Genomic DNA, 6237 nt, shown 5'->3' with positions numbered 1-6237 from the left:
CAGATCGTTCCGATCGCCGACTCCGCCCTGAAATCGGTGAAGCTGCTGAAAAACGGCACGCTGAAGACCTATCCCGGCTTCTCGCATGGCATGCTCACCGTCAATGCCGATGTGCTGAACGCCGATCTGCTGGCCTTCATCCGGTCCTGACCACATCGCGGGAACTTGTCGTTCCCCCATACCCGCCGTCTCCCAAATTCAGATACCCATACGCGCGGAAAGCGCTACTTCACGATTGGAAACTAATCATGTCGACGACCGAATCTGTCAGGAAAATCGTAAACCACGGCGTGGCCTGGGAGCAGGCTTTCGGATATGCGCAGGCTGTCCAGATCAAAGACACGATCTATATCTCGGGACAGCTCAGCCACGATGGCGATGGAAAGCTCGTGGCGCCCGCCACCCTTGACGCCGGAGGCCGGCCAGCCGACTTCACGCGGATGGAAGACCAGATCCGTCAGACTTACGTCAATGCCAGGAAGCTGCTCGCCGAATTCGGCGCCTCTCTCAATGACGTTGTGGAAGAGACACTTTTTGTTCTCGACATCCCGAGCGCGTTCGCAGCCGGAGCCAAGGTCCGCAAGGAGATGTACGGTACAGATACGCCGCCGGTAGCAAGCAACCTGATCGGAGTGGGCGCGCTGGCATTCCCTGAACAGATCGTGGAGATCACGTTCCGCGCGGTGGTCGACGTGCCGCCCGCCTCATAAGGCAGCAGCCGCTCCAAACGCCACCGGTGAACTCGGCCGCGAACATCTTAGGACAGGTTTTCCGAATGCCTAGACCATCTTCCGTCAAAACACGATCGCCAGCAACCTTGCATCTGACCTCGGAACTCGTTGCCAGGTCGTTCAGAGTCGTCGAAGAGGAAGGCCCGGAGCCAGACTGGACGCCAATCTCGCCCGAGCAACTCGACGAGCTTGTCCAACGGGTAGAGAAGCAAGCTGGCGAAGAGGAAATCTGGATATTCGCCTATGGCTCATTGATGTGGAACCCCGGATTTGAAGTGGCGGGCATGGAAAACGCCGTCGTCCACGGTTGGCATCGTGCGTTCTCGCTAAGGATCGAACGGCTTCGTGCCACCTCGGACGCGCCGGGTCTGATGCTCGCCCTTCAGCCAGGGGGAAGCTGTTCCGGCGTGGTTCTCAAGCTTCCATGTGCTACAAAGAAACGAGATCTCCGGAACCTTCTGGCGCGCGAAATCCGGTATGCTGAGGTGTCTGACATGGTACGTTGGGTCACGGTCAAGACGCCGGCGGGCGCCCGTCGGGTACTAACGTTCTGGGCAAGCCCGAAGCAGTCGCCGCTGACATACAAGGTGCCTCTCAATGAGGCCGCCGCGCTGATCGCCCAGGCGTGCGGGCCGGCCGGTTCCTGCGCGGAATATCTGCATCGCACGGTTCTTGATCTCTCGGAGCGCAACATTTTCGATCGAAATCTCTGGCAGTTGCAAAAACTTGTCGCGGAAAGGCTTCAAGCTCTTCCGCGACATGCTCATCCCGCATGACAATATATGCCGCCCGTTTCTTGAAGCGTTTTGAGCAGGCGATACTGTGGAGCTGGATAGTAGATAGTAGAAGGTCAAAAATAAAACCAACGGCCAGTCCGTGAAAGGCATCAACAAGGGACCGTCCGCCTATGTCACCTTGATCACGTCAGCAATTAATGCCGGCGGGTAAATTAAGCGCGCGTTTTTACGCCTGTTGCTTGATTAAATGAAATACGCCCTGATTAAATAAAGACTGTCGGCCGCAAGCCGTGTCAGCATGTTCTGCTGTCGACGATGTCTTTCGTTGCAGGCCAGAGTTCGGTTTTCGTCAAGGCGCCTACACGCGCCAATGGTTTCAAACGGCGTCGTTACAGTGAAGCCGAGAAAAGAAAGAAATCTGTGTTTCTGCCGCGAAAGCACCGCACTCGCGCACTACCTACGAACGCGGTGGGCGAGTGCCAGAAGCGCATGAAAAGGTCAGAAGGCCGGTTGCCGTACGGCTCACGTTCTCCTCGCTGGTGTCAGAAGCTGCTCATTACGCGCCCTCCGTTCACGTTTGAAGCTCCGAAGACGACATCGATCTCAGCGCCGAAAAAAGGTATCGTTCGGTGAGCTCAAGCCCCGCATTCCTGGCGATTTTTACAGCGGATGTTATTTGCGATTCCAGATGACCCGTCTCGAGTTTCGTCTCAGCTGTCTGCTGAGTACGACCCCGGAATAGATTGAAGGAAGATTGTCCAGGTCTCGAGAGCAGGAGCCCATACTCAGAAGAGATTTTCGACGTCCGCTGGGACACTCGATTGCATACGGTGAGACGAGTGGTTCACCCCCCAGAATGACTTCATGAATTCTAGCGGCCAGCCGTGGCCGATCTTCCTCCACGATACGTTCAAGAATAAACTCAACTGGAACACCGCGCGCGAGTTCTCCTTCGTCGATTTCATATATCTGTGCAAAAGCCTTGTCAGCAGTCAGGCTGTTTTCTCGGAGACACCATGAATAAAAGCCCGCGCCCTTCATCAGAACCTGGGCAACTTGCATATGCGGTTGCTTCATGGATTTGTACCCCCATCCATCGGCGGCACCTTGCAACACATTTATTTTCCGGGCAATGGTGCCGGGCACCAATCTCCAAACCCGTCCATCGCCTTTGGGCTCCATGTCGCCCGCCCAGCCACCTGGTTGCAGGCAAGTTCCGCGAAGGGTTTACGGTGGCGGTGAGAACCGCGGCGTTTTGACCGATGTTTCCTGATTAGCGGAAATCGGGCCTGCCGCCTCCATTTTCCTGTTGCTCCAGAGAGTGAAAAGCGTCCGCAATATCTTGTATGCCGACCTCACGCGGCCAGCATTTACTCAACAGATCAAGCAGCCCACAGCGTGTCAGTGCTGTCCAGCAACGATTTGTATCAGGGCTTCGGAACCTGCTGGTCGGATGGAATGGTCCCATCTGGCGTCAGTTCATCGACAGCTTGCGGTAGATCCTTGCTAAGACGCGCCAATATCTCTTCACGCGACAGACGTGTCTTCGCGGCCAATTCATCGAGGACCTCCGGCCCGATCGCCTCTGAGAGTTCGTCGGCGTTGATGTCGTCGTTTGCCCCTGGCTTGATCCAGGATTCCGCCTTCTGCCCGAAGCCGTTTTGTTGGAACGTCTTGAGAAGGTCGCTCAGACCACCGCTTAAAATCCCTCCTGAGGTGAGCCCGTCGAAAATGGATCCGATGCCGCCGGAGTCCCTGCCGCCACCGAGCTTGCCGAGTAGGTCGCCGCCGCCCGACCGCGGTGAGGCCGATCCTTCATCCCGGTTGGCTTCGGCGGACTGCTGCGCGTTCAACCCCCTCAGAAATTCCGCGATTTTCTCCCTATTCTGATAGCCTGCTACCGCAAGTACACCCAGCAATGCTTTCAGTTGGCCGCTCACCATGATTTTTCTCCTTGTTTTCGTGGGCCCCGAGAAAACATGGCGACGTGGGCCTCTCGCAAAAACAAAACGACTCGTCGGCAATGAGGTTCCATGAGGTCAATGGATGGACACTGGCAGCCGCTTCTTCTGATAAACGCGCTAATGAACGGGCTGGGAGGGAGAGAAACGGATGTCCGATAGCGGCGCCATGCGGGTGGCGCCCCTGAGAGCAAGCTACCTTCCGCTCATGTCGTTCACTTCGTTCGGCGAGGTCGAGACGCCATAAGATTTTCGCCCAACTTGGATCGTCCGGCAATGACGGCAGTCCTGCGCCATGCCTAGGTCGAGCGGAGGCTTTCGGGATCTTAAATGCAGGCGTGGGGAAATTTTTCATCATCGACAGGAGAGCGGCCGCGCGAAATTAGTGTCGTTCCAGGCCGCGGCTGGCCTGGTGCGATTTTGAGGATGTGCCCGCATTTTGCGCGTCATGATGAACCCATTTGAAGAACGGGTAGACGGGCATGAAAATGACAAGCAGGGTGAGGATTGAAACGAGCATCTGAAATGGACGTTAGTGACGAAAAATTCGACCTGAATCTGTGTATACCTGCGCGACGCAATGTCACGATCGCAGTTAGAGTTTATTAATTATGCCAGGGGCGTGCGTTACTTCGCTGTCCGAACTTGCGAACCAATTGTCTGCGCTGCAATCACTGTGATCAGCATGGCCGCAAATATTGTAGACAAGGTGACGATCATGAAAAGTTTCGGAAAATGTCAGTGTCTCCGACGCGGGCGCGCGGACGCTGTACAAGCCGCGCCACATTATAATTGACGGTAATTATTAAAACTTGGTTTGCAATATTCCTTGCGTGAACGGACGGTACCGAAAGGGGATCCGGGCGAAATTGCAAGGTTTGCATGCCGAGAGATATCACGAAGGGGCAAGTGGCACTTACGGCCGACTGGCTGTTCCGATTACGAATTCTGCATACTAATTAGAGCGGGTGGAATGAAATCTCTGCCGCAGACCGTTGAATTAATCGCGGCAATTTTCTGGTGTACGAGATCTTTATCAAAGGTGGTATCGGGCGTCACTAGAGGGGCGCCACCGTGGCGCCCCTCCTGAAACTCTCACATACCATTGCCGCGATAGCGAAGCCGTTCCTGTTCAATCTGTTCGGCCTCGTAGGGCGACAGCGTTTCGTCGAAACGCGTCCATCCTTGCTTCTCGTACGCGGCGCGACGTTCTGTCGGATCGACCCAATTCGAGCGTTTGAGAATGGCTTCAGCCTCCGGCGCCAAGGCGTCATCTACCTTTGCGGTGACGAGGGTGCCACCCCGGCGGACGCCTTCCGCGTAGAAGTGGGCATCTCGTTCCGGGACGCCGGAGCTCGTCAGTGCGCCAATAATCCCGCCAGCGGCCCCACCTGCAACCGCACCGGCTGCCGCGCCCGCTGCAGTCGCTGCAAGCCAGCCAGCTGCAACGACCGGACCGACGCCCGGAATGGCCATCAAGCCAAGGCCGGTGAGCAGGCCGCCCGCACCGCCGACGACCGCACCGATCCCCGCGCCAGTTCCGGCCCCTTCTGCGGCATTCGACTCTTCGTGCCGCCGATCGCCGTTATTGGAAACGATACTGATATCGCTGGATGGTACGCCCTGAGCTTCGAGTTCACTGACGGCGGAACTTGCGTCTGCGTAATCGTCAAAAAGTCCGGTAACAGTTCTCATAACATCCTCCTAGAGGTTACTTGGCAACAACATTGCCCTGATAATCGAGAGCGATCGAAACAGTTTTGCCGTCCTTCATGCCGGTGGCATTCCAAACGCCCCTGTCGTCTTTCTTAAGATCCTTCAACCCCATATAACCCGCTTTTTCGATCCGATCCTTTGCCTGGTCCTCAGTAAAACTGTTGGCGCCCTCCACCGGGGCCGTCGGGTTTTTCGTGTCGGGGGTCGCAATTGCCGGCGTGTTTCCGTCGCTGTTGGCCTTGGGCGCACCTTGAGCATGTGCTGTAAGGGCCGAGACACAAATGAAGGCGGCTGTGAGAATAGTGTTTTTCATGGTTTTCTCCCTAGCTCGGATCTGCGTAGATTGATCCACCTGATTAACCCTTTGATGTTGTGTTGGTTCCAGCATCGGAGGCCTAGTGCTCAACAAGCATGGCGGCGCGTCAGGCATACGAGCGACGATGCAAGGGTCTGGACAGTGGCGCAGGCGAACGGCCGAATAAGTGGGAGATAGCAACTGAAGCGGTAGAGCGGCTGGAAAGCTACACGAGGCGATTGGCATCGGTAGTCAGGAGACCATAGAGATCGTCGATCGTGATCCCGTTCCGAACCTTCCGGACCTTTTTCATTTTGGCACGTGGATAGCGCAGAATATCGGCGATTTCGTCTCATCGTGGGCAAACCAGGCGTTAGGCACAGAGCCGCGTTCCTGTTTGCTCGTCGGATCCCGTTCGGCAGAGCTGGTAACCGGACCAAGCCCGGATGCCTGGTTCTTCCAAAACCAAGACTGAAACGACAGGCACTGCTGGTGCGACGAACGGCGATGTCTCGGGGTCGCCATCTGCGGCGACAAAAGAGCAGAAGTCCGGTTCGCAAGTGAACGTCAATGTCACGACCGAGCAGCGCACCGAAATCCGAAATGTAATCATCGAAAACAAGGTCGAACCCGTCCGCCCGACATTCAGTATTTCCGTTGGAACCGCGGTTCCAAGAACCGTTAGGCTTCACAAGCTCCCAGCGCGCGTGATCCAGATCGTTCCGCAGTACCGTGATTACGAATATATCGTTCTTGCTGACGAACGGATCATCATCATCGATCCTGCGACCTACGAG

At 56.1% G+C, this 6237-nt stretch carries 7 protein-coding genes and 1 pseudogene; 4 read left to right on the top strand and 4 right to left on the bottom strand.

The features are described from left to right. The 3 genes and pseudogenes from K7A42_RS00080 to K7A42_RS00070 form a co-directional block, all read left to right on the top strand. Positions 1–150, top strand: a pseudogene (locus tag K7A42_RS00080) (alpha/beta hydrolase); the annotation flags it as partial. 98 nt (positions 151–248) lie between these two features. Further along, positions 249–710 carry a RidA family protein gene (locus K7A42_RS00075; RefSeq protein ID WP_037094991.1) on the top strand — a complete coding sequence of 154 codons (462 nt, stop codon included), beginning with the start codon at positions 249–251 and terminating at the stop codon, positions 708–710. Positions 711–775: 65 nt separating this feature from the next. Then, positions 776–1507 (top strand): gamma-glutamylcyclotransferase, encoded by a 732-nt coding sequence (locus K7A42_RS00070; RefSeq protein WP_022557529.1) that lies wholly within the window; start codon positions 776–778, stop codon positions 1505–1507. 633 nt (positions 1508–2140) lie between these two features. Here the strand turns inward: K7A42_RS00070 and K7A42_RS00065 are convergent. From K7A42_RS00065 to K7A42_RS00050, 4 genes are all read right to left on the bottom strand, one after another. Then, positions 2141–2650, bottom strand: a complete 510-nt coding sequence (locus tag K7A42_RS00065; RefSeq protein WP_234826136.1) for a hypothetical protein — start codon at positions 2648–2650, stop codon at positions 2141–2143. Positions 2651–2895: 245 nt separating this feature from the next. Continuing rightward, entirely contained in the window at positions 2896–3411 is a 516-nt protein-coding gene (locus tag K7A42_RS00060) for a YidB family protein (protein ID WP_022557531.1), read from the bottom strand. A 1113-nt stretch (positions 3412–4524) separates the two neighbouring features. After that, positions 4525–5124, bottom strand: coding sequence for a general stress protein (locus tag K7A42_RS00055; RefSeq protein ID WP_034499533.1), 600 nt, complete (start codon positions 5122–5124; stop codon positions 4525–4527). Positions 5125–5140: 16 nt separating this feature from the next. After that, positions 5141–5458: a PepSY domain-containing protein gene (locus K7A42_RS00050; protein ID WP_045535316.1), complete on the bottom strand. Its 318-nt coding sequence runs from the start codon at positions 5456–5458 to the stop codon at positions 5141–5143. Positions 5459–5886: 428 nt separating this feature from the next. On the opposite strand from K7A42_RS00050, the gene K7A42_RS00045 reads away from it, so the two are divergent. Next, positions 5887–6237 (top strand): DUF1236 domain-containing protein (locus K7A42_RS00045; protein ID WP_282454647.1); only part of this gene is annotated, 351 nt, incomplete at its 3' end.

It is taken from the genome of Agrobacterium sp. InxBP2 (assembly GCF_026191755.1).
GTDB classification, from domain to species: Bacteria; Pseudomonadota; Alphaproteobacteria; order Rhizobiales; family Rhizobiaceae; genus Agrobacterium; species Agrobacterium pusense.
Note: the sequence above shows the minus strand (reverse complement) of the source record. Positions and strands in the feature narration are given on the sequence as shown.